The sequence below is a fragment of the Sphingomonas sp. GW821-FHT09B04 genome (assembly GCF_059418285.1).
Genome location: NZ_JBWKPO010000001.1, coordinates 432,041 through 452,010 on the forward strand (window position 1 = coordinate 432,041; position 19,970 = coordinate 452,010).

Sequence of the window (19,970 nt, forward strand, 5' to 3'; positions counted from 1 at the left end):
GGCTCAATTTCTCCTGGATTCGGTTCAGGCGACGCGGTCGTCGCGATCGGATAGCAATTGGTCCGCCATGGCAGAGGCCGGGCGAGTGGGCTGGTTGGATTGCGGCTGATTCGGGGCGCCCTGCTGCTGCCCGCCGGTGCCACCATCGACGCTGGTCTGGCCAAGCTTTACGCCGCGCGCTTCGGCCAGTTCGGCAAGCCGCGGCGCGCCCTCGGCAAGCAGCTGGCGTGCGGCGGGGTTCTCGGCGCTGAAATGGACGTGCAGCCGGTCGCCGTCGCGGCGGATCGAGACGTCGACATTGCCCAGATTCTCGGGTGCAAGACGGATACGCGTATCCGCCGCCTCGGCGGCGTCACGCATCGCGGCGATCCGATCGACCATCTTCCCCGCCCAATCGCCACGGCTGAGGTCGAGCGGCGGCTGCTCGGCACCCGACATCGCCTGAACCGTTGTGCGCAGCTGTTCGCCAGCGGCGTGCACCTGCGCGGTGACCGGGTCGGTCGGGCGCAGAGCAGGCCCGGCGGGCGTATCGAACGAGGCCGAGATCGCGGCAGCAAAGACCTGCGCCGCGGTTGGAGCCGTGGTCGCGCCGGGAATGACAGGCTGAATGGTCGGGGTCTGAGCTGGCGCGGCACGCAGCAAGGCCTCCCGCACCGGCGTCTCCGCTTTACCGTTCAGACCGGTCTCCGGTGCGGCGGATGCCTGCGATATCTCGGCGTCGACAAGGGCAGGATCGACGATGGAAGAGTCAGCGGCCACTGCCACGACAGACACAGCGTCGGCTACTGGTGTGCCCAGGGTTCCGTCCGCCAGCACGGCGTGGATTTCGATCGCGCCCGAAAGCGGGGCATCTGCAACCGGTGCAATGGCCACAGCACCCTCGACGCCCGGCGGAGGCGCCGCAGCAACGAATGCAGCGTCAGGCAAGGAAACCGGCTCAATCGGTGCAAGCGGCACGAGGCCAGCGGGCAGCCAAGCGACCAACGGATCGGTTTCGTCTTCGGCGGCGGCCGGCGCACCCTCAACCGGCAAAGCTTTGCCGTCTCCGGCAAGTCCCTGCCCCTTGCCGCCTTGCGGCTTCGCACCGGGCGGAAGCACAAGTTCGCCCAGCATCGCCATGAAATCCGCGACGGCAGGCGCAGCCACGGTGAGCGTGCGCGGCGCAATCGCGGGGGTTAGCGGAAGCAGCGAGGTGGAGGCGAGCAAGTCGGGCATTGCGGGCGAAAACTCCTTCGCCCTGCGCTTTCAGACAGGGCCCCGCCCACTCAGCAAAGATCGTGCCGTTTCTTCGGAATCGCCGGCATATCCTCAAGCGCGCGCATTGCGCGGCGCGCGGCATTGGCCTCGGCGCGCTCGATCAGCTTCTCGATCGCGGTCTGGTCACGCTTGGCCTCGCGCGTCGCAGCGCGCGCCGTGTCGAGTCCGCGCTGCGCCTCGGCGATGCGGCGCTCGGCAGCAAAGGCAGACTGATGCAGGCGTTCGCGATAATGCGCGGCGGCGATCAGCGTGGTGGCGCTGCCCGGCTTGGGCGCCGGCGTCGGGGCGACGCCCTGCGCGAGCTGAGCGATACGGGCGCGCAACGCTTCCTCGTTGCTCACCTTGGTCTGCGCCGCCACTTCGCTCGCCCGAACCATGTCGAGCTGAAGTGTGCGGACACGGAGCAGGCGACCGAGCTTCTTCTGATGCTTATCAGGCATCGCCGAAGACGCCGACCAATTCGGTCACCGCTTCTTCGAGGCTGACCGTCTCATCATAGGCCTGACGGATATAGTCGAGCACCGAATCGTGGCAGGCGATGGCAGCGTCGATCGCCGGATCTGCACCCGCACGATAGGCGCCCATCAGCACCAGATCGCGATTCTCTTCGTACGTCGCGAGGTGGCGGCGCAGCACGCGCGCGGCGGCGACATGCTCCTTGTCGGCGATGTCGGTCATCACGCGGCTGACCGACGGACCCAGGTCGATCGCGGGATAGACCCCGCGTTCGGCAAGCGCCCGGCTCAACACGATATGCCCGTCGAGGATCGAGCGCGCCGAATCGACCACGGGGTCGTTGCCGTCGTCGCCATCGGCCAGCACGGTGTAGATCGCGGTGATCGACCCGCCGGTATGAACGTCAGTCCCCGCGCGCTCGATCAGGCTTGGCAGCATCGCGATCGCGCTGGGCGGATAGCCACGCGCCGAGGCCGGCTCGCCCAGCGCAAGACCGATCTCACGGCCGGCATGCGCGACGCGGGTGAGCGAATCCATGATGAGGAGGACCTTCTTGCCCTCGTCGCGAAAGGCTTCGGCGATGGCAGTGGCGCGCAGAGCGCCGCGAATGCGGAGAACCGGCGAGTGGTTGGCGGGAACGGCGACCACGACCGAACGTGCGCGCGCTTCGCCCGCGACCTTGGTCTCGAGAAAGTCGGAAACTTCGCGCGAACGCTCGCCGATCAGGCCAATCACGATCACATCGGCCTTGGCCGCACGGACCATCATGCCAAGCAGTACCGACTTGCCGACGCCCGATCCCGCCATGATGCCGACGCGCTGGCCCTGGCCGATCGTCAAAAGGCCGTTGATTGCGCGCACACCGACATCCATCGGCTGAAGCACGCGGCCACGGTCGAGCGGCGACTGGATCTTGCCCGCGAGCGGCCATTTGCCGGCGCCGCGAATCGGGCCGAGGCCATCGATCGGCTTACCCGCGCCATCGACGACCCGGCCAAGCATTGCTGCGCCCACCTCCGCCTCGCCCGGCGGGCCAACGGGGCGCACGGGCGCATTGGGAAGCAAGGCGGCAGGACCGCCCAGATTCATCATCAAGGTCTTGCCGCCGCGAAAACCGATCACTTCCGCATCGACCCGGCTCGTGCCGGTGCCGATGGCGCAGACCGTACCCACGGGGAGCGAGAGTCCGACCGCCTCCATCAGCAACCCGTCATAGGACGAAAGCCGCCCCGACACCTTGGCCTGCGGGCGAAAGTCGCGGCAGGCGAGGCCGTCGAGATAGTCGGCGGTGAATCGGTTCAACATCGTGTCCCTCAGACGGAAGGCGGAATCGGAACGCGGTCGATGGCTTGCGCGAGCTGCTCGAGCCACATGTCGGGACCGTCCTCGACAATGGTCGAAGCGCTTTCGATGACGAAACCGCCACGCGCGACATTGGGATCACCCACCGGGAAGACCGTCTTGGGCAGATAGCTCTGGACCGAGGCGACATCGTCGGGATGCAGCCGCAAAATCGCGGATTCGGCGCTGTCGGCGAGCATGTCTGTCGCTGCTTCGATTCGCGACGCGAGTACATCGGGCGCGACGCCGGTCTCGCCAATCATCTTGGCAACCAGATGCAGCACGGTCTGGCGCAGATGCCCGGCCATGCGCTCACGATCGAAATGCGCGCCCTGCGCAAGCGCGTCGCTGACCTGCTGAAGCAACGCCGCCTGTTGCGCAGCGGCGGCATCGGCCTCGGCGCGGCCTGCGGCCAGTCCCTCGGCATAGCCGGCAGCACGTGCGGCGGTGATCGGGTCCACGAATTCCTTGGGCTCCGGTGCGGGTTCGGGGTCGAACGGGTCCCAACCCTCGGTGGGCTTGTTGCCAGGGTCTGCGGGACTGAAATGCTTGGGTTCGACCGGAGCCGAATCGCGCGGGCGGACCGCGCGCGGGGCGAATTCCTCGGGCGGAGCGAAGGCGCGCTGAAGCGCCTCGGCGATTCCCGCGCTGCGTGCGGCGAGACCCGGGACGAAGCCCTCGGGATCAGACATAGTCGTCGTCCCCGCCGCTGCCCGGCATGGTAATCGTGCCGTCCTTCACCAGCTGCCGCGCGATGGCGATCATCACCTTCTGTGCTTCCAGCACCTCGGCCAGCTTCATCGGGCCGCGCGCTTCCATCTCGTCGCGGATCGTATCGGCCGCACGGCTCGACATGCACGACAGGAAGCGGTTGCGCGCCGCCTCGTCCGCGCCCTTGAGGCTGCGGACCAGCACATCGCTTTCGATGTTGCGGAGCAGGGTGCCCATATTCTTGTCGTCGAGCTCGAGCAGGTTATCGAAGACGAACATCGCCTCTTCAATCGCCCGCGCAACCTCGCGATCAAGCTTGGCCAGCTTGGGCATCACCTTCTGTTCGGTGATCTTGCGCACACTCGACATGATCTTCGCCGCCTCGCGCGTACCGCCCATCTGGACGCCCGCGACGCGGCGCGGCTGGCCCGAATGGCGTTCGAGCAGCGCGGTCAGCGTGGCGAGCGCATCTGGCGTCACCGGACCCAGCTTGGCGACCCGGCGCAGCACCTGCGGCTGAACTGCCTCGGGCAGCATTTCCAACACCTGTCCGGCGGTCGCGGGTTCGAGATGAGCGAGCAGCACCGCCGCAATCTGGGGATGTTCTTCCTCCAGCATCGCCGCAATCTCGCTCGCGTCCATCCACTGCAGCACCGAAATCGATTCATTCGGCTCGGGCGGCAGGATGCGCGACAGGATCGTGCTCGCGCGTTCCGGACCCAACGCCTTGGTAACAACCGATTCGAGTTTGGGGCGCGGGTCGAACTGGATCGCACTGCGCTCCTGCGCACGACCGGTGAAGTCGTCGAGGACCTGCGCCATCTCCCATTCGCTGACATCGGCGACGCTCATCATCGCGGTGCCGAGCTGGCGGACTTCCTCGGGATCGAGCTTCTGGAGAATCGCGGCGGCCTCTTCGTCACCGACGACCATCATCAGCACCGCGGCACGTTCGACGCCCGAAAAGCTACGGGGAGCGTTCATTTCAGTTTCCCTCGGCCTTGATCATGTCCCGCACCGCCAATGCGGCACGCGCGGGGTTGTCACGGGTGAAATCGCGCACCAGCCCGACTCGTTCCCCGAGCGGCACCCCGCCTGCACCGAGCATCTCGGCGCTGACCGGTGCGGGCATCGCGACGCCATCCGAACCGCCCATCGGCAGCGCACCGCCACGATTGGTATCCTCACGCTTCTTGAGCAGGGCTTTAGCGAGCGGGCGCACCCCGAGCAGCAGCACCAGCAGCGCGATCACCACCGCGGTGACGTTGCGCGCGACCATCGCAAACCAGCCGCTTTCGTAGAAGGCGGGGCCTTCGCTCGCGGCGTCGGCGGTGGTGCTGAACTTGCGGCTGACGACGGTCACCTGATCCTGACGCGCGGCGTTGAAGCCGACTGCCGCCTTCACCAGATCGTCGATCTGCTTGATTTCGACCTGGCCGCGCGGCTTGCCCGGCTCCTCCTTGAGCAGCACCGCGACCGACAGGCGGCGGATGTTGCCCGGCGCGGCGCGGGTGACCGAGATTTCCTTGGCGTTGTCATAGCTGCGCGCGAAGCTGTCGCTCTGCTTCATTCCCGCCGCAGCCGCGGCTGCCGCCGTGGGAGTCGCCGGATCACCGGGTGCCGGCGTCGCTGCGGGAGTCGGCGTCGCGACCGTGGCAGGCGCGGGCGCGACGTTCGAGAGCGCACCGGGAATACCGCCGGGCGCGGCGGCACCGTCGCGCGGCGCACCGGTCCAGTTGCCCTGTTCGGCGCGCAGCACGGCATTTGCCTTGTCGAAGGTCTCGCGCGTCGCCTGGCTCTCGTCCAGATCGACGTCGGCCTGCACCTCAGCGGTGAAGTTCCCGGCGCCGAGCAGCGGCGTCAGCAGCTGCACCAGCTGCTGACGATACTTGTCCTCGACGCGGCGCTGGAAATCGATGCGCGCGTCGCCCGCGCTGCCTTCCTGGCCCGACTTGCTCAGCAGCGCGCCCGCCTGATCGACGATGGTCACCGATTCGGCTTTCATCCCCGGCACCGACGAGGCGACGAGGTTGACGATCGAGCGGACCTGAGAGTCGGAAAGCGTACGGCCCGGCTGAAGCTTGACGATGACCGAGGCCGATGGTTCGGCCTTGTCGCGGACGAACACTGTGGCCTCGGGCGTCGCAAGATGGACGCGCGCTTCGGCCACGGTGTCGATTTCGCTGATCGAACGGGCAAGTTCGGTCTCGCGCGCCTGGCGCAGACGCTCGCCCTCGACCGCGCGCGAAACGCCCATCGGCAGCTGGTCGAGCAGCGCGTAACCTCCGGGCGCCGCCTTGGGCAGGCCTTGCCCTGCGAGCAGCATCCGCGCCTTGTGATAATTGTCCTCGGACACGGTGAGCGAGCCCGAGTTGTCGATCGCGTTGGGGATGCTCGCCGCGCTCAACGCTTCGGCCACGGCGGCCTTGTCGCTTTCGGGCAGGCTGGCAAACAGCACCCGCTGTGGCGGGGTCGCTAGCGCCATCCACGCAAGCGCAGCGGCGCCGATCAGGCCGACCATGAAGATCAGCGGCAGGCTGCGCTTGACCGCAGGCTGCGAGAAGACCGAGCGCATCTGGCTCAGCGGATTGGCGAAACCGCCACTCCCCCCAAAGCCATTGGCGTTGGCGGGAACGGCGGGCGCGTCAGAGACGGAGACTGCGTTGCTCATATCAGACCGGCATGCTCATGATGTCACGATAGGCGGTCAGGAGCTTGTTCCTGACCTGAAGCGTCGCTTCGAACCCGACTGACGCCTCCTGGCGGGCGAGCATCACCTTGGCGATGTCGACCGTCTCGCCGCGCTCGTACGAGGCGGAGAGATCGCTGGCGCGGCTCTGCGCGCCGTTGACCTGCTGCAATGCGTTTTCCAGCGTGTCGGCGAAGCTCGCCGGACCGGTCGGCTGGCCGATCGGCGCCGTGGCCGGAGCCGCCGCACCGCTGGTCGCGCGCTGGAGCGCTTCGTTGCGCTCGAGGATCTGGGCGCGGAGCTGCATGACGCGGTCGATGCCGCCTGCCCCGCCTACGCCACCGATGCTCATGCCGTGGCCCTCCGAACAATGTCTTCACCCTGCTCGCGCGCCTTGGCGAGGCGGTAGCGCAGCGTGCGCTCCGAAATGCCGAGGCGCTTCGCGGTTTCGGTGCGGCTGCCGCCGCACTGCGCCAGCGTCTCGCGGATCGCCGCGAATTCGCTGAGCTGGACGATGTTGCTGAGCGTGCCTTCCGCCTGCGCCGGGGCGGCGGCGGGGGCACGGTCGAAGATCAGGTGATCGGCGGTGATCGCATCGCCCGGGCAAAGCAGCAACGCGCGCTGGATCACATTCTCGAGCTCGCGGACATTGCCCGGCCAGTCGTGCGACTGGAGCACCGCCAGCGCATCGCGCGTCACCCAGGGCAGGCGCGCGCGATTGCCGGCGTGACGCAGCACCATCGCCGAGGCGAGTGCGGCGACATCGCCCGGACGATCGGCGAGCTCACGGGTCGAGAGCGGGAAGACCGACAGGCGATAGTAAAGGTCGGCGCGGAACCGGCCCTCGGCCACCTCGGTCTGGAGGTCGCGGTTGGCGCAGGCGATGACGCGGACGTCGATCTTTTCAGGGCTGGTCGCGCCGATCGGCACCACTTCGCGCTCCTGCAGTGCGCGCAGCAGCTTGGCCTGAAGCGCCAGCGGCATCTCTGCAACTTCGTCGAGCAGCAACGTTCCGCCATTGGCGGCGCGGAAGAAGCCTTCGCCCGCCGCATTCGCGCCGGTGAACGAGCCCTTCTGGTGGCCGAACAGCAGTGCCTCGAGCATCGTCTCGGGCAGCGCAGCGCAGTTGACCGCGATGAACGGGCCGTCGCGGCGGGTGCTGCCCAGATGGATCGCCTTGGCCAACACTTCCTTGCCGGTGCCGGTGGGGCCGTTGATCAGCACGGTAATGTCGGCGGCGGCAACGCGCTCGGCGAGCGCATAGAGCGCGAGGCTCTCGGGATCCGCGGCAACCGGGGCGTGCGCGCCGCGCAGCATCGCGCTGGCGAAACCACTGGCAATCGCCGCATCCTCGGGACCGAAGCTCAGCCGTGCGGGGTTGCCGTCATGGAAGGGGATTGCGGCGACCGGCCCCTCGGCCAGCACCAGCGTGCGGGCCGAAACCGGCGGCGCCTCACCCTCGACGATCATGAACAGATCGCCCGGCATCGGCTTGACCTTGTCGGCCGCCCCGATCGCAAATCCCTGCGCGCGAAGCGAAGAGACCAGCGCATAGTGCTGCCGAAGTACCGCGGCTGACGGAAAGATCGTCTGCATTCATTCCCCCTGTTGGGAGCGTGATGCAGGATTGATGGTAAACGAGTGGTAAACCAAACGGCAAAAATCGGCCGTTGCGGCTTCAGATTGCCGCGCGCGCTCTCACGCACATACGCGAAGGCGCGCGCGAGGCGTGGTTCAGAAAATTGCTTAATCCCGGTCTCAGCCTGTCGTTCCCCCCTGTGGCGGCCCGATCTCCTTCGCATTCAGGGGGGTAAGCGAGGACGCCGGACTGAACGGAGACAAGACATGACTGTTATCGGAACGAACATCGCGAGCCTTCGCGCCGCGAACGCGTCCAAGGTCGCTTCGTCGAGCCTGCAGACTGCCATGGAGCGTCTGTCGACCGGCAAGCGCATCAACAGCGCCAAGGACGACGCAGCGGGCCTCGCCATCGCGAGCCGCATGACCTCGCAGGTCAAGAGCATGGCCGTTGCGATCCGCAACGCCAATGACGGCATCAGCCTTGCGCAGACCGCTGAAGGCGCGCTGAGCGAAGTCACCAACATGCTTCAGCGCATGAAGGAACTGGCGACCCAGTCGTCGAGCGGCACGCTGCGCGACAGCGACCGCACCACGCTGCAGGCCGAAGTCTCGCAGCTCGTCGCCGAGATCGGCCGCGTTTCGGAGACCACCAACTTCAACGGCGTCAAGCTGCTCGACGGCAGCTTCGGCGAGGTCAAGCTGCAGACCGGCATCAACGCCGGCGAGACGATCTCGATGAAGATGGTCAAGACCAGCACCTCGGAACTGGGCCTTCAGGCACAGGTCAAGGGCGGCGTCGTCAACGCCGCGCTCGCGGCCGGCGATCTGGTGATCAACGGTGAAGACGTGGGCGCGGTTGCCAGCGTCGACGCCAAGGCAGTGGCCGATGCGGTCAACGCCAAGACGGCGACCACCGGCGTCAAGGCTACTGCCGAAAACGAAGTGACCGCCGATGTCGGCTCGATCGCGTCGGGTGACACGCTCACGATCGGCAGCACCGCCGTGACCTTCACCAACGAAGATACGGCCAGCGAAGTCGCGAACCGCATCAACCAGGTGCTGGGTTCGGGCAGCAACATCCAGGCGAGCCTGACCGACGACGGCAAGATCAAGCTGACCAGCAAGGACGGCTCGAACATCAGCCTGACCGACGGCGACGGCGTGTTCACCAACGTCAAGGATGCCGGCGGCGCAGCGGTGACGCTGAGCAGCACTGCCAGCGTTCTCGAAGGCAAGGTCACGCTGACCGCCGAGCCGGGCAAGAACATCGCGATCAGCGGTGCCGGCGAAGCCGATGCCGGCTTCAGCGAAGCCACCACCTCGGGCATCTCGATCGCGACCCAGGGCGGTGCTTCGGCGGCGATGGCGGTGATCGACGCGGCGCTGGACAAGATCTCGGCAGGCCGTGGCGACCTTGGTGCGGTGCAGAACCGCCTCGAATCGACCGTCGCCAACCTGACGACCACGACCAGCAACCTCGCCGAAGCACGCAGCCGGATCGAAGACGCCGATTTCTCGGCCGAGACGACCGCGCTCGCCAAGGCGCAGATCCTGAACCAGGCATCGACCGCGATGCTGGCGCAGGCCAACCAGTCGCAGCAGGGCGTTCTCTCTCTGCTTCGCTAAGCGTGTGCCGGTCGGGGTGTCACCCCCCTGACAGGCATCACGGCCGGTCTCCCTCCTCCTCGGAGGAGGGGCATGCAAGGAAGCCCCGGTGGTCGAAAGGCCGCCGGGGTCTTTCTTTGGGGGCAGGACGCACAATCGCGCAGCTAAAGGAACAGATCAGTTTCTATCGAGCGCCTCGCGCGCAGCCTTGGCCAGCGCACAATCCTTGCCGCTGGAACGGCATTGCTGCTCAAGCATCTCCACAACCTTGAGCTGTTCCTGTCGGACATACGCATCATGCTGGATGTCCGGCGAATACATCGCTCGGCCATTTGGTCGATCTGACGATTTTGCGGAACCAGGGACGGCATTCGGGCTCACCGATGAAACCCCAGCGCCGCGCGGTATCCAAAGACCGATCGCGATCCCGATCGCGATGCAGATCCCGGCCAATGCGGCTGTCCTGGTACGGCGAAGACGCGTCATTCCCGCCTCCTAACCCTCGGGCCGGGTCCAGATCCAGCCGCCGACCAGGACGGCGGCGGCGATCGTCACCAGCGGCCAGGGCATCGGCGAGAAAATCAGGGTCAGCGCGATGCTCACCGCGAACGCGACCGTCGCGGCCTTCTTCCCGCCGCGGCTGATCGCCCCCTTCTCACGCCAGCGCACGATATGTGGCCCGAACTTCGGATGCTCGAGCAGCTTGCGCTCGAGCCGCGGCGAACCGCGCGCGAAGCACCAGGCAGCGAGGATCACGAACACCGTGGTCGGCATCACCGGCAGGATCGCGCCGATCACCGCAAGGCCGAGGCTGGCGAACCCCGCGGCGATATAGAGGTGCCGCCGCATCTAGAGGCCGAAGACCTTGTCGAACGCAGCGGCCCCGGCGGTGTCGAATGCAATCACGCGGCCCGGCCCACGTTTCGCCCAGCCCTGCCCCAGCACATGCTGGAGGATCGCCGCGCCGAGCGCGCCCGCGAGATGGTTGCGCCGCTCGCTCCAGTCGAGACAAATGCGGCATTCGGGGCGGCGGCCGTGCGATGGCAGCACCACGCCCAACGCATCGAATCGGGCCCGCCCGGCATCGGTGATCCGCGGCGTCTCACCCGCAGTGACGCTTCCCTCGGCCACCAGCTTCTCGGCGAGTCGCACCGCGCGCTCCCCGGCAAGGTGATCGTAGCAGACCCGCGCCTGCCGCATCGCCGCGTCGCGCGGACCTGGACGGACCGGCTTGGCGCCCGTCCGCTCGGCGATCCCCATCAGCAGCTCGATCGTCGCGGCGACATCGCCATTATCGAGCCGGAAATAGCGATGACGCCCCTGCCGCGCCGGCACCACAAGCCCGGCATCGCTGAGCCGCGCAAGATGCCCCGACGCGGTGGGCAGTGCCACACCCGCGCATTGCGCCAGCTCGCTCACCGTCAACGCCCTCCCGTCCATCAGCGCGACCAGCATGTTGGCGCGCGCCGGATCGCCGATCAGCGCCGCGACGCGCGAGATGGAAGGGCCGTCCTGCATAGTTCGGTCATAGCCGAAGCATAGGCGTCGAACAATCGGCTATCGGTGCGGACAGGAGGACCCTCATGATCACCTGCTTCATCCGCTACCAAATCGATCCGTTCCGCATCGATGCCTTCGAACATTATGCGCGCGGGTGGAACGATGCGATCCCGCGCTGCGGCGCGCAGCTCATCGGCTATTATGCGCCGCACGAGGGGTCGGCGACGACCGCCTACGGCATCTACGAAATCGAGAATTTGGCCGCATACGAAGCCTATCGCGCCCGGCTGCGCGACGATCCCGGCGGGCGCGAGAATTTCGCCTTTGCCGCCGACGAGGGGTTCATCCGGCGCGAAGACCGCATCTTCCTGCGCAAGGTGATGTCATGATCGCGGTGATCTTCGAATCCGAACCCGCCGCCGGGCAGGAGACGGCTTATCTCGACATCGCTGCATCGCTGCGCGCCGATCTCGAGGCGATCGACGGCTTCATCTCGGTCGAGCGCTATGCGAGCCTGACTACGCCCGGAAAATTGCTCTCGCTCTCCTTCTTCCGCGACGAGGCGGCGATCGCCGAGTGGCGCAACCGTCCCCGGCATCGCGGCGCGCAGGCGGCCGGGCGTGGCGGGGTGTTCCGCGACTACCGCGTGCGGATTGCGGCGGTGGTACGCGACTATGGCCTCAACGACCGCGCCAGCGCGCCGTCCGACAGCCGGGCCGAACACACCGATTAAGCCCAATAAAGAAGGGGCGGAAACGCGCCCCCCGGCACGCTTCCACCCCTGCCCCCTATGGAACCGGCGCCCCCCGGCACCGGACCCGTCCTATCCCATGCGTCGCATCAGCCCCTTTTTGAGCCGGTCATGCGCGCTCTTCTTGATCTGGCAGACGCGCGCCGCACCCACGCCGAGCACCTGACCGATCTCCTCCAGATTCAATTCCTCGACATAATAGAGCTGGATCACCAGCTGCTCCTTCTCGGGCAATTCGGCGATCGCCGCGATCAGCGCCTCGCGCTGGTCGGCATCGGCGAGCTGGTCGAACGCCGACGGTTCGTCGGACATGAACCATGGCCCTTCGTCCGAATAGACCTCATCGATCGAATCGAAGCGTACCGCCTCCGCGCTGGCATAGTCGCTGCGCAGCTTGTCGACGGTGACCCCAAGCCGCGAGGCGACCGCGGCTTCGTCCGGCCGCTTACCGTGCTCGTCGGTCAGCGCTCCGACCGCGTCGTTATAGACACGCCGCCGCTTCATCGCGCCGCGAGTCAGCGTCGCCTGCCGCCGCAACTCGTCGATCATCGCGCCGCGTACCCGCGTCTGCAGATACTGGTCGAAGCTCACGAGGCCGCGATCCTCGAAACTCGCCGCAGCCTCGACCAGTGCGACAAGGCCGATCTGCACCAGATCCTCGACATCGATCAGGCTGCTCATCGATCCATGGACATGCCAGGCGAGCCGGCGGACCAGTGGCATGTGCTTGCGCACGAGGGCGTCCATGTCGCGCTTCGTCTCGCCGTTGCGGCCATAGGTGAGCGCGAACTCATTGGGTGAGGGCTGAAAGTTCATGCCGGCACCAGCGCGGGCTGGGATTCCGGCGCGCCGATCACGGCGACCACTTCAACCGACTTGTCCTCAGGCACTTCGAAGAAGCTCATCACGGGGGTATCCGGCAGACAGGTCTTGACCAGCTTGCGGATCGCGATGCGGATCGAGGGCTGGACGACCAGGGCGAAGGGCTTGGCCTCGGAGACCAAGGGCTGAGCAGCATGCTGAAGCGCGTCGACGATACGGCGGCCGAGATCCGGCTCGATCGTGTTGCGCTTGGCCGGGTCCGAACGGACCGCCTGACCCAGCAACGCCTCGAGCTGGCCTTCGAGCGTCATCACGCGCAGCGGCTCGCGCACTCCGCACAGCCGCTGGATGATCAGCTGGCCGAGTTCGGGGCGGATCAGCTCGATGATCTCGTCGGCGTCGTGGGTCTTCTGCGCGGCCATCGCGATCGCAGCGGCGATACGGCGGAACTCCTTGAGCGGGATGTTCTCCGCCAACAGCCCGCGCAGCACCTGAGTGAGCGTCGTGATCGGCAGCGGGTTCGGCGACAATGCCGAGACCAGCTGCGCCGCACGCTCGCGCAGCCCGTCGAGCAGCGCCTGCACTTCGTCGGGACCGAGCAGGTCCGACGCGTTCGAGATCAGCGCCTGATTGAGGTGAGTCGCCATGACGGTGCCCGGATCGACCACCAGCCAGCCCTGACCGGTCGCCGCATCGGCGTCGGCGGGCGAGATCCACATCGCGTCGAGCCCAAAGGTCGGATCCTTGCCGGGCTTGCCATTGAGGGTGCCCACCGCTTGTCCCGTGTCGAGCGCCAGCACCTCGTCGGGCGAGACCGTGTCCTCGCCGATCACCACACCGCCGACGACGATACGATAGGTGAAGGGGTTGAGGTTGATGTCGTCGCGCACCCGCACCTGCGGCACCACGAAGCCCAGTTCCTTGGACAACTGACGGCGCACGCCGGTGATGCGGCCCATCAGCGCGCCGCCGCGGCGCTCGTCGATCAACGGTACCAACCCGTAACCGATGTCGATCATCACCTGCATATTGTCGGTGACCTCGTCCCACCCGATCTTCGAGGGATCGGTGGGTTCGGCGTCGATCGCTTCGGCCGGCGCGGCCGGACGCTTGCTCGCCTGATACATCTTCCACGCCATGAAGCCGGAGCCGGCGGCGGCGGGCAGGATGATGAAGGCGGGCATGCCCGGCATCACGCCGAGCAGGGCAATGATCACCGCGACCGGGGTCCAGGTCTTGTGGCTGGCGAACTGGCTACCGATCTGGCTGGCCAGATCCTGATCCTTGTTCGCGCTGACGCGGGTGACGATCGCGGCGGCGGCGATCGACAGCAGCAGCGCCGGGATCTGCGCGACCAGTGCGTCGCCGATCGCGAGCAGCACATAGGTCTGCGCCGCTTCGCCGATCGACAGGCCGTGGCTGAGCGGGCCGAGGATCAGGCCACCGATGATGTTGATGAACAGGATCAGCAGGCCGGCGATCGCGTCGCCCTTCACGAATTTGGACGAACCGTCCATCGCGCCGTAGAAATCGGCTTCGGTCGAGACTTCGACACGACGCGCCTTGGCTTCGTCAGGCGTGATCAGGCCGGCGTTGAGATCGGCGTCGATCGCCATCTGCTTGCCCGGCAGGGCGTCGAGGGTGAAGCGCGCCGAGACTTCGGACACGCGGCCCGCACCCTTGGTCACCACGATCATGTTGATGATGATCAGGATCGCGAACACGAACAGGCCGACGACATAGTCGCCGCCGATCATGAAGGTGCCGAACGCCTCGATCACATGGCCGGCCGCAGCCTCGCCCTCATGTCCATGCCCCAGCACCACGCGCGTCGAGGCGACGTTGAGACCGAGGCGGAACAGCGTCGCGAACAACAGCACGGTCGGGAAGGCGGAGAAGTCCAGTGGCTTCTGCGCGTTCAGCGCGACCATCAGCACAGCAAGGCTGATGACGATGTTCATGATGAAGAAGGTGTCGAGCAGGAAGGTCGGCACCGGCACGACCATCATCGCGACAAGCACGAGGATAGCGACGGGCAGGGCGAAACTCTTCAGTGCGGGGGCGATCCCCCCTTTGAGTGCAAGTGCGTTCACGCGGGTTACGCTCCCAGTCTCGCGAGCATCATGTAAGCAAGCTTGGCGGTCTCAGGCGTTGGGCGCAGCGGATTGATCGCGCGCTCGGCCGTCCCGCGCCCGGCGGTTTGCAGCTGGTCGAGCGTCGCCAGCCATTTGCGGTCCTGTCCGACAGCGCCATTGCCCAGCACGACTTCGGCATCAGGGCCGAGCGACTGGACGAGCTGCTGGAACTTCGCATCGAGCTGGCCCGAGGCAAGGTTCCCCGACGCAAGGCCGGTCGCGCCAGCCGAAGCAGCGCCCTTGTCGAGCTTGCCGGCGAACCGCTCATAGATCTGGCCAAGCGAGCGCGGCGAACCGTCCGAAGTATAGAAGACCCCACGATTGGCGCGCGCGGCGGCGGGGAACAGGTTGGCGCCGGACTGACCCGGGTTCGCGTCCATTGCGCGCAGGAATTTCCGCGCGCCCCCGATGCCGAGGAAATGCGCCATATAGAGATCGGTGCCATTGGCTTCGCGGCCCAGCGAACTCTCAAGGCTGTCCTTGTTGTCGCTGGCATGTTCGGCGGCCATCAGCGACGCGGCTTCGGGATCGTTGCGCATCGACAGGATGGCCTGGCGCGCCGCCGGATCGCTCACGACGAAACGGCCGGAGGAGGTGCGGCGGATGCTGTCCGACGCCCAGCCCATGCCGTGCTTGTCGCCATGTTCCTTGACCACGCCGAGCCAGCTCTGCTCGATGAACTGATAGAGACCGGTAGCGCTCGAGGTGCGGGCGCGTGCATTGCTGCGCATCCCGCTTTCGACCTGTGCCTGGCCGAGCAGATAGTTGAAGTCGATACCGGTCTTCTGGCTGGCCGCAGCGATCGCCGTGGTGACGTTCGTTCTGGCTCCGATCGAAGGTATAGTCATCGGACTCTTGCTCTTCCCCCTGGGTAGGAGGTGTTCAGCAAGAGGCGTGCCAATTCTTAATGGGAGGCGGCACCGGCCCGCTCCCCCACCCGGCCACCCAGCTAGTCTACGGTGTGGGTGGCCGGGTGGGGGAGCGGGCCGGTGCCGCGCGTCGCATCAGCGACGCAAACGATCAGGCAAGCGTTCCGGCAATGCCGGGCCGGTAGGACGGCAAACTATTGCCGGTCAGCACCTGCAATCGCCGCCGGACATTGGCGGCCATCAGGTTGACATAGATGCGGCTGGTCTCGTTGAGGCGGTGCGCCTCATCGGCCAGCGCCTTGAGTTCGGGCGAGAGTTCGGGTTCGTCGTCGTTCGCGGCCCCCACCGCGTCGATTCCGATCAGCTTCTCGCGCGTCGCGCGCTCGAGCGCGGCGACGTCGTTCGCCTTCAGCGCATCGATCTCAGCGTGCAGCGCGTCGATCACGCGAACGAGAGCGTCACGCCGGGTCATGCGGATTCCACTGAAGCTTGAGCGCGAGCAACCGGTCCGCAACGGTCGAAGGGACCAGCGGGAACTTGCCGTCCGCGATCGCCTTCTTGATCCGCGAGACGCGCTCGGCATCGACCGGTGCGCTCGCGGCGGCAGCCTGAGTGATCGAAGCCGCGGTGCTGGTCTGGGCAGCCTGCGTCACGCCGTCCGCCGCCTTCACAGGCGCGGCCGGAGCTACCGGCGTCATGCGCCGGTCGGCAATAGATGCAGGCTTGAAGCCGACTGGATCAACCATGTCTGCGACCCTTTATTCTGCGGACATACGCAAAAACGACCGCGCGGCGGCAAGCTTTAGGAAAAAATTACTCGCCGAATCCGGGCAGCCGCGCACGGCCCGGTTCGAGTGCGATCGCGGCGACCGGCGGACGCTTGTCGTCCACCTTGATCATCACGCGCGCGCCGGCAGCGGCATCCGCCACGGCCATGCCCTCGCGCGTGATCGAGAAGCCGGCAGCACCTGCTTCGATCAGCACAGGATCGCCGCGCTTGATGACCGTTGCCGGCTTGGCCACCGCGGGCACCGGCATCGCCGTCACCGCGGGCGCGGCTGGCCTGGGCAGCGCATTGACCGGCACGAAGACGCGCCATTGCTGCGGCCCCTGACAACGGATCACCACCGCATCCTCGGCCGCCGAGCGCCAGCTCAGTTGCGGTGCATCGCACGCGGCGAGCCTGAGCCGCTTGTCCACCGGCGCACGCGCGCCGCCTTCCATTCCGATCGGCGCGCCCGCGAACTGCTCGACCAGCCGGTCGAGCGTGTCGGTGGACTGGAAGGCTGCGGGCGTTGCACCGGCGATCAGCGCGGGAAGGAGAAGGGCGATCATGTTTGCCTCCATTTCAATGCGTGCCGCCGGCAAAGCCGACGGAAAGGGTGACGGCCCGGCGCTTGCCGGGATCGGTGACAATAGCGATGCGTGCCGGATCGGCCGCGCCGCTGCGGACCAACGCTACGGCAACCGCGCGCGCGCGATCGGCCGCGAGGATCGCGGCGCTGCCGGTAGCTGCGTCGATGTCGCGCGCGCCCTCGGTCGATCCGGTGATGGTGATACGTGTGCGCGTGTCGCGCGCCGCGTCGCGCGCCCACAGGATCGCCCCGCGCGGATCGGCATCGGCCGAGGCTTCGCCGAACCCCTCGACCCGCGCCATCGCGACGGCCATCGGCGCGGGCGCGCTGTCCTCAATCCCGAAGCCGGCACGCAGCCCGGCGAGCAGCGTCTCGCGATCCAGTTCGCGATTGGCCTGGAGCAGCACGAAGAAACCAACCAGCAGCAGCGCGAGATCGGCGAGCGTGATCAGCCACACCGACCGCGCGGGCGCGATCTCGTCCCACATGTCGGCGGAAAGGCGGGCACTCACGCCGCGATCTCCCGCTTGCGCGCGCGTTCGAGCGTCGCGAGGTGTGCGAGCGGCGCGGCGAGCCGTAACCGCTCAGTCGTCTCGGCCCGCGCGAGCCGCTTGAGCCGCGACGCCACCGGCATCGCGATCAGATTGGCGACCAGCGCGCCATAGAGTGTCGCGAGCAGTGCGACGGCCATCGCCGCGCCGATCGTCTCGGGATCCTGCATCGACGCGAACATCTGGACGAGGCCCAGGATCGTCCCGATCAGCCCCATCGCCGGCGCCGCCTCGGCCGCGCCGGTCCACACTTCGATCGCGGCGCGATGCCGCTCGGCCCGCGCCGTCACGCGGTCGCAGACCAGCCGCTCGATCTGTTCGGGCGAAGCACCATCGACCGCCGCCTCGATCGCAGCTGCCATGTCGGAATCCCCGATCACGGCGCGGTCGAGCGAGAACAGGCCATGCCGGTGCGCGATCCGTTCCTGCGCCGCGATCTGGCCGAGCAGCGAGTCAGCGGTGAATGGCCGCCGCCACAACACGGTCAGTGCCGCCAGCGCGCGGCCGACATCGCCAAGCCGATTGCGCAGCACCATCGAGAGCGCGGTGCCGCCGAGCACGATCCCGATCGCGAGCGGATCGAGGAAAGTACCGGGCACCAGCGCGGTCGCGGCGGTGGCGGGTTGGGAAAGCGCGGCAATGTTCATGCGCGATTCTTTGCAAGCACCGGGCCAATTGCGGTTCTCACCACCGTGCGAGGCCGCCACCGGCAATGCGGCGGCAGCGACCGGCAAAACCGGCAAAATCGATTGCCGCCACCGGCAACATCTTGCCGCTCGCTGGGCGCTTTCCGGCAATCCGGACCATTTCAACCGCAAACCCGGAAACTGGCACGCCCATTGCTAGGAAGGCCGTGAACAAATGTGCGGAGGACGCATAGCATGGGTCAGAACAGTCTTTTCGGGGTGCACGGTGCGGCGCTCGCAGTGCGCTCGCAGCGCATGGGCGTGCTCGCGTCGAACATCGCGAACGCCTCGACGCCCGGCTACAAGGCCAAGGACATCGATTTCAAGGAAGCGCTGAGCGCGATCGAGACGCCGGGAATGGCGGGCACCGATCCGATCGAGGGCGCGACCAAGTTCCGCATTCCGCTCCAGCCGAGCCTCGACGGCAACACCGTCGAGCTGTCGACCGAGCAGACCGCCTTTGCCGAGAACGCCGTCGCCTATCAGACGACGCTCGCGTTTTTGAACGGGCGCATCTCCACCATCACGCGCGCGCTGAAGGGAGAATAACGATGCCGGATCAGCCGCTCAGCATCTTCCAGGTCGCGGGCCGCGCCATGTCGGCGCAGCTCGTGCGGATGAACACCACCGCATCGAACCTCGCCAATGTCGGCCAGGTCGCGTCGTCGGCGGCCGAGGCTTATCGCACCCAGAAGCCGGTTTTCCGCACCGCCTTCGACGCCGCGAACAATCTCGCCACCGTCGACGTCGAGAGCGTCGTTACTGCGGGCGAGGCACCGACCAAGCGCTACGACCCCGGCAATCCGATGGCTGATAAGGACGGCAACATCTGGGAAAGCGCGGTCGACGAGACCCGCGAGCTGGTCGACATGATGGAGACCGCGCGCACCTATCAGAACAATGTCGAGGTGATGCAGACGGCGAAGACGCTGATCACCCAGACGCTCAACCTGGGACGCAGCTAATGGCCACCGGCTTTGACGATGTGATGAACAAGCTCGGCATCGGGCGTACCGGCGGCGGCGACAAGAACGCCCCGGCCAAGGGCGGGAAATCGACCCTCGGCCAGGCGGACTTCCTGACGCTGATGACCGCGCAGATGAAGAACCAGGATCCGTTCGATCCGGTCGACAACACGCAGATGGTCGCCCAGATGGCGCAATTCTCGTCGCTCGCCGGCATCAGCGAGATGAATACGACGCTGCAGGCGATCGCCGGGAAGCTCGGCGGGACCACAACCACGGACCTCGTCTCGTGGGTCGGCCGCACCGTACTGACCGAGGGCAGCACCGCCTATCCGCGCACCGACGGCACGCTCGGCGGCGTGATCGAACTTGGCGCCGACGCCCAGGAGGTCAACGTCGTGATCGAGGGACCGAACGGCGAGATCCTCAAGAACGTCGCACTCGGTAAGGCGCCCAAGGGCCCGCTCGAGTTCGAGTGGGACGGCAAGACCGACACTGGCGAAAAGGCCGGAAACGGCCCGTTCAAGATCCGTGTCGCCGCGCAGAACGCCGATGGTGGCGCGGTCACCGCCAAGCCGCTCGTCTGGGCCCCCGTCACCGCGGTGGCGATGGGCAGCGACGGCAACCCCGTCCTCACCCTGCCCGGCATCGGTCAGGTTTCCGCCAAAGCCGTCCGCAAGATCGGCTGAACACTCG

The 19,970-nt window shown here is 67.0% G+C and carries 25 protein-coding genes and 2 pseudogenes; 8 read left to right on the forward strand and 19 right to left on the reverse strand.

Annotated features, from left to right (window positions below; genetic code table 11):
* Nucleotides 1–24: 24 nt before the first annotated feature.
* From AC07NK_RS02025 to AC07NK_RS02060, 8 genes are read right to left on the reverse strand one after another with little or no spacing between them, the layout of a single operon-like run.
* Entirely contained in the window at nucleotides 25–1,215 is a 1,191-nt protein-coding gene (locus AC07NK_RS02025) for a flagellar hook-length control protein FliK (protein WP_495168893.1), read from the reverse strand.
* 50 nt (nucleotides 1,216–1,265) lie between these two features.
* Nucleotides 1,266–1,697, reverse strand: a complete 432-nt coding sequence (locus AC07NK_RS02030) for a hypothetical protein (protein WP_495168894.1) — start codon at nucleotides 1,695–1,697, stop codon at nucleotides 1,266–1,268.
* Entirely contained in the window at nucleotides 1,690–3,018 is a 1,329-nt protein-coding gene (locus AC07NK_RS02035) for a FliI/YscN family ATPase (RefSeq protein ID WP_495168895.1), read from the reverse strand. The genes AC07NK_RS02030 and AC07NK_RS02035 overlap by 8 nt, the downstream gene beginning before the upstream one ends.
* Nucleotides 3,019–3,026: 8 nt before the next feature.
* Nucleotides 3,027–3,746, reverse strand: coding sequence for a FliH/SctL family protein (locus AC07NK_RS02040; protein WP_495168896.1), 720 nt, complete (start codon nucleotides 3,744–3,746; stop codon nucleotides 3,027–3,029).
* Entirely contained in the window at nucleotides 3,739–4,749 is a 1,011-nt protein-coding gene (fliG, locus tag AC07NK_RS02045) for a flagellar motor switch protein FliG (RefSeq protein WP_495168897.1), read from the reverse strand. Before fliG ends, AC07NK_RS02040 begins: the two co-directional genes overlap by 8 nt.
* Nucleotide 4,750: 1 nt before the next feature.
* Nucleotides 4,751–6,436, reverse strand: a complete 1,686-nt coding sequence (gene fliF, locus AC07NK_RS02050; protein WP_495168898.1) for a flagellar basal-body MS-ring/collar protein FliF — start codon at nucleotides 6,434–6,436, stop codon at nucleotides 4,751–4,753.
* A 1-nt stretch (nucleotide 6,437) separates the two neighbouring features.
* A complete protein-coding gene (gene fliE / locus AC07NK_RS02055) occupies nucleotides 6,438–6,806 on the reverse strand; it encodes a flagellar hook-basal body complex protein FliE (protein ID WP_495168899.1) in 369 nt (122 codons plus the stop codon).
* The gene (locus AC07NK_RS02060) at nucleotides 6,803–8,050 is read right to left on the reverse strand and encodes a sigma-54 interaction domain-containing protein (RefSeq protein WP_495168900.1); all 1,248 of its coding nucleotides are present in this window, start codon (nucleotides 8,048–8,050) and stop codon (nucleotides 6,803–6,805) included. Before AC07NK_RS02060 ends, fliE begins: the two co-directional genes overlap by 4 nt.
* A gap of 249 nt (nucleotides 8,051–8,299) precedes the next feature.
* On the opposite strand from AC07NK_RS02060, the pseudogene AC07NK_RS02065 reads away from it, so the two are divergent.
* A pseudogene (locus AC07NK_RS02065) lies at nucleotides 8,300–8,707 on the forward strand (flagellin N-terminal helical domain-containing protein); the annotation flags it as partial.
* 558 nt (nucleotides 8,708–9,265) lie between these two features.
* Nucleotides 9,266–9,661 (forward strand): annotated as a pseudogene (locus tag AC07NK_RS02070) (flagellin); the annotation flags it as partial.
* Nucleotides 9,662–9,817: 156 nt separating this feature from the next.
* Here the strand turns inward: AC07NK_RS02070 and AC07NK_RS02075 are convergent.
* The 3 genes from AC07NK_RS02075 to AC07NK_RS02085 are packed head-to-tail and all read right to left on the reverse strand — an operon-like array spanning nucleotide 9,818 to nucleotide 11,158.
* Nucleotides 9,818–10,126, reverse strand: a complete 309-nt coding sequence (locus AC07NK_RS02075; protein WP_495168901.1) for a hypothetical protein — start codon at nucleotides 10,124–10,126, stop codon at nucleotides 9,818–9,820.
* A 9-nt stretch (nucleotides 10,127–10,135) separates the two neighbouring features.
* A complete protein-coding gene (locus AC07NK_RS02080) occupies nucleotides 10,136–10,489 on the reverse strand; it encodes a YbaN family protein (RefSeq protein WP_495168902.1) in 354 nt (117 codons plus the stop codon).
* The gene (locus tag AC07NK_RS02085) at nucleotides 10,490–11,158 is read right to left on the reverse strand and encodes an ArsR/SmtB family transcription factor (RefSeq protein ID WP_495168903.1); all 669 of its coding nucleotides are present in this window, start codon (nucleotides 11,156–11,158) and stop codon (nucleotides 10,490–10,492) included.
* Nucleotides 11,159–11,223: 65 nt separating this feature from the next.
* Between AC07NK_RS02085 and AC07NK_RS02090 the strand changes: the two genes are divergently transcribed.
* Nucleotides 11,224–11,529 (forward strand): NIPSNAP family protein, encoded by a 306-nt coding sequence (locus AC07NK_RS02090; RefSeq protein WP_495168904.1) that lies wholly within the window; start codon nucleotides 11,224–11,226, stop codon nucleotides 11,527–11,529.
* A complete protein-coding gene (locus tag AC07NK_RS02095; protein WP_495168905.1) occupies nucleotides 11,526–11,873 on the forward strand; it encodes an antibiotic biosynthesis monooxygenase family protein in 348 nt (115 codons plus the stop codon). The genes AC07NK_RS02090 and AC07NK_RS02095 overlap by 4 nt, the downstream gene beginning before the upstream one ends.
* 90 nt (nucleotides 11,874–11,963) lie before the next feature.
* Here AC07NK_RS02095 and AC07NK_RS02100 read toward each other — a convergent pair whose 3' ends face one another.
* The 8 genes from AC07NK_RS02100 to AC07NK_RS02135 all read right to left on the reverse strand — a co-directional run bounded on the left by AC07NK_RS02100 (nucleotide 11,964) and on the right by AC07NK_RS02135 (nucleotide 18,270).
* Nucleotides 11,964–12,707, reverse strand: coding sequence for a sigma-70 family RNA polymerase sigma factor (locus AC07NK_RS02100; protein ID WP_495168906.1), 744 nt, complete (start codon nucleotides 12,705–12,707; stop codon nucleotides 11,964–11,966).
* Nucleotides 12,704–14,806 carry a flagellar biosynthesis protein FlhA gene (flhA, locus tag AC07NK_RS02105; RefSeq protein WP_495168907.1) on the reverse strand — a complete coding sequence of 701 codons (2,103 nt, stop codon included), beginning with the start codon at nucleotides 14,804–14,806 and terminating at the stop codon, nucleotides 12,704–12,706. The genes AC07NK_RS02100 and flhA overlap by 4 nt, the downstream gene beginning before the upstream one ends.
* 5 nt (nucleotides 14,807–14,811) lie before the next feature.
* Nucleotides 14,812–15,696 carry a lytic transglycosylase domain-containing protein gene (locus AC07NK_RS02110; RefSeq protein ID WP_495168908.1) on the reverse strand — a complete coding sequence of 295 codons (885 nt, stop codon included), beginning with the start codon at nucleotides 15,694–15,696 and terminating at the stop codon, nucleotides 14,812–14,814.
* A 172-nt stretch (nucleotides 15,697–15,868) separates the two neighbouring features.
* Nucleotides 15,869–16,189 (reverse strand): flagellar protein FlgN, encoded by a 321-nt coding sequence (locus AC07NK_RS02115; RefSeq protein ID WP_495168909.1) that lies wholly within the window; start codon nucleotides 16,187–16,189, stop codon nucleotides 15,869–15,871.
* A complete protein-coding gene (gene flgM, locus AC07NK_RS02120) occupies nucleotides 16,176–16,463 on the reverse strand; it encodes a flagellar biosynthesis anti-sigma factor FlgM (protein ID WP_495168910.1) in 288 nt (95 codons plus the stop codon). The genes AC07NK_RS02115 and flgM overlap by 14 nt, the downstream gene beginning before the upstream one ends.
* Nucleotides 16,464–16,530: 67 nt before the next feature.
* On the reverse strand, nucleotides 16,531–17,052 hold the full coding sequence (locus tag AC07NK_RS02125; RefSeq protein WP_495168911.1) for a flagella basal body P-ring formation protein FlgA: 522 nt from the start codon (nucleotides 17,050–17,052) through the stop codon (nucleotides 16,531–16,533).
* 13 nt (nucleotides 17,053–17,065) lie between these two features.
* On the reverse strand, nucleotides 17,066–17,584 hold the full coding sequence (locus AC07NK_RS02130) for a flagellar motor protein MotB (RefSeq protein WP_495168912.1): 519 nt from the start codon (nucleotides 17,582–17,584) through the stop codon (nucleotides 17,066–17,068).
* Nucleotides 17,581–18,270 (reverse strand): motility protein A, encoded by a 690-nt coding sequence (locus tag AC07NK_RS02135; protein WP_495168913.1) that lies wholly within the window; start codon nucleotides 18,268–18,270, stop codon nucleotides 17,581–17,583. Before AC07NK_RS02135 ends, AC07NK_RS02130 begins: the two co-directional genes overlap by 4 nt.
* Here AC07NK_RS02135 and AC07NK_RS02140 point away from each other — a divergent pair.
* From AC07NK_RS02140 to AC07NK_RS02155, 4 genes are read left to right on the forward strand one after another with little or no spacing between them, the layout of a single operon-like run.
* Nucleotides 18,269–18,469 carry a hypothetical protein gene (locus AC07NK_RS02140; protein ID WP_495168914.1) on the forward strand — a complete coding sequence of 67 codons (201 nt, stop codon included), beginning with the start codon at nucleotides 18,269–18,271 and terminating at the stop codon, nucleotides 18,467–18,469. The two genes, AC07NK_RS02135 and AC07NK_RS02140, sit on opposite strands and share 2 nt — an antisense overlap.
* A 35-nt stretch (nucleotides 18,470–18,504) precedes the next feature.
* Nucleotides 18,505–18,858, forward strand: coding sequence for a flagellar basal body rod protein FlgB (flgB, locus tag AC07NK_RS02145; RefSeq protein ID WP_495168915.1), 354 nt, complete (start codon nucleotides 18,505–18,507; stop codon nucleotides 18,856–18,858).
* A 2-nt stretch (nucleotides 18,859–18,860) separates the two neighbouring features.
* A complete protein-coding gene (flgC, locus tag AC07NK_RS02150; RefSeq protein ID WP_447727610.1) occupies nucleotides 18,861–19,274 on the forward strand; it encodes a flagellar basal body rod protein FlgC in 414 nt (137 codons plus the stop codon).
* Nucleotides 19,274–19,963: a flagellar hook assembly protein FlgD gene (locus tag AC07NK_RS02155; protein WP_495168916.1), complete on the forward strand. Its 690-nt coding sequence runs from the start codon at nucleotides 19,274–19,276 to the stop codon at nucleotides 19,961–19,963. Before flgC ends, AC07NK_RS02155 begins: the two co-directional genes overlap by 1 nt.
* The last annotated feature ends 7 nt before the right edge of the window (nucleotides 19,964–19,970 follow it).

Bases quoted from the DNA above. Each gene is read 5' to 3' on its own strand.
- AC07NK_RS02025 (WP_495168893.1), bottom strand. From the start codon at position 1,215: ATGCCCGACTTGCTCGCCTCCACCTCGCTGCTTCCGCTAACCCCCGCG.
- AC07NK_RS02030 (WP_495168894.1), bottom strand. From the start codon at position 1,697: ATGCCTGATAAGCATCAGAAGAAGCTCGGTCGCCTGCTCCGTGTCCGC.
- AC07NK_RS02035 (WP_495168895.1), bottom strand. From the start codon at position 3,018: ATGTTGAACCGATTCACCGCCGACTATCTCGACGGCCTCGCCTGCCGC.
- AC07NK_RS02040 (WP_495168896.1), bottom strand. From the start codon at position 3,746: ATGTCTGATCCCGAGGGCTTCGTCCCGGGTCTCGCCGCACGCAGCGCG.
- fliG (WP_495168897.1), bottom strand. From the start codon at position 4,749: ATGAACGCTCCCCGTAGCTTTTCGGGCGTCGAACGTGCCGCGGTGCTG.
- fliF (WP_495168898.1), bottom strand. From the start codon at position 6,436: ATGAGCAACGCAGTCTCCGTCTCTGACGCGCCCGCCGTTCCCGCCAAC.
- fliE (WP_495168899.1), bottom strand. From the start codon at position 6,806: ATGAGCATCGGTGGCGTAGGCGGGGCAGGCGGCATCGACCGCGTCATG.
- AC07NK_RS02060 (WP_495168900.1), bottom strand. From the start codon at position 8,050: ATGCAGACGATCTTTCCGTCAGCCGCGGTACTTCGGCAGCACTATGCG.
- AC07NK_RS02075 (WP_495168901.1), bottom strand. From the start codon at position 10,126: ATGACGCGTCTTCGCCGTACCAGGACAGCCGCATTGGCCGGGATCTGC.
- AC07NK_RS02080 (WP_495168902.1), bottom strand. From the start codon at position 10,489: ATGCGGCGGCACCTCTATATCGCCGCGGGGTTCGCCAGCCTCGGCCTT.
- AC07NK_RS02085 (WP_495168903.1), bottom strand. From the start codon at position 11,158: ATGCAGGACGGCCCTTCCATCTCGCGCGTCGCGGCGCTGATCGGCGAT.
- AC07NK_RS02090 (WP_495168904.1), top strand. From the start codon at position 11,224: ATGATCACCTGCTTCATCCGCTACCAAATCGATCCGTTCCGCATCGAT.
- AC07NK_RS02095 (WP_495168905.1), top strand. From the start codon at position 11,526: ATGATCGCGGTGATCTTCGAATCCGAACCCGCCGCCGGGCAGGAGACG.
- AC07NK_RS02100 (WP_495168906.1), bottom strand. From the start codon at position 12,707: ATGAACTTTCAGCCCTCACCCAATGAGTTCGCGCTCACCTATGGCCGC.
- AC07NK_RS02110 (WP_495168908.1), bottom strand. From the start codon at position 15,696: ATGACTATACCTTCGATCGGAGCCAGAACGAACGTCACCACGGCGATC.
- AC07NK_RS02115 (WP_495168909.1), bottom strand. From the start codon at position 16,189: ATGACCCGGCGTGACGCTCTCGTTCGCGTGATCGACGCGCTGCACGCT.
- flgM (WP_495168910.1), bottom strand. From the start codon at position 16,463: ATGGTTGATCCAGTCGGCTTCAAGCCTGCATCTATTGCCGACCGGCGC.
- AC07NK_RS02125 (WP_495168911.1), bottom strand. From the start codon at position 17,052: ATGATCGCCCTTCTCCTTCCCGCGCTGATCGCCGGTGCAACGCCCGCA.
- AC07NK_RS02140 (WP_495168914.1), top strand. From the start codon at position 18,269: ATGCGCGATTCTTTGCAAGCACCGGGCCAATTGCGGTTCTCACCACCG.
- AC07NK_RS02135 (WP_495168913.1), bottom strand. From the start codon at position 18,270: ATGAACATTGCCGCGCTTTCCCAACCCGCCACCGCCGCGACCGCGCTG.
- flgB (WP_495168915.1), top strand. From the start codon at position 18,505: ATGGGTCAGAACAGTCTTTTCGGGGTGCACGGTGCGGCGCTCGCAGTG.
- flgC (WP_447727610.1), top strand. From the start codon at position 18,861: ATGCCGGATCAGCCGCTCAGCATCTTCCAGGTCGCGGGCCGCGCCATG.
- AC07NK_RS02155 (WP_495168916.1), top strand. From the start codon at position 19,274: ATGGCCACCGGCTTTGACGATGTGATGAACAAGCTCGGCATCGGGCGT.